The sequence below is a fragment of the Pseudomonas sp. F007 genome, assembly GCF_057814275.1.
The window spans coordinates 1-377 of record NZ_JBVATA010000032.1 but is presented as its reverse complement, the minus strand read 5'-3'; the positions used below and the strand labels follow the sequence as shown (position 1 = coordinate 377).

The window sequence follows — 377 nt, the reverse complement described above, 5'->3', positions numbered from 1 at the left end:
ATCGCGCGCAAGCGCGGCCACCGTTCTGGCCGCAAAGCTCGATCCGCCGCGTCAAGCAGACGGCCAACGATGGTCGCCCCGGCCACCCCGAAGAGACTGGCCTGAACGTGCGCAACGCCGACTATCAAGGCAAGGTCATCGACCTGTTGCCGCGCGGCACCGAGGTGGTGGTCAGCGGAAAAGGCTATTACCGCAAGCTGGAAAATCGCCTCGGCCCGAGCGCACTGCTCGACGCCGACGGCGCGCTGCGGGGCTACATCGCCGCCAGCCTGCTGCGCCCGGAGGCTGACGGCGAGCACCGCATTGTCTCCTCGCGAGAGCGGGTCAATGTGCGCGCCGAGCCGGATATTTCCAGCGAGGTGCTGCTGGAATTGCCC

At 67.4% G+C, this 377-nt stretch carries 1 protein-coding gene; it reads left to right on the top strand.

The annotated features are described in order from the left end of the window. Positions 1–377 (top strand): SH3 domain-containing protein (locus ACZYR5_RS29595; protein WP_489092922.1); only part of this gene is annotated, 377 nt, incomplete at both ends.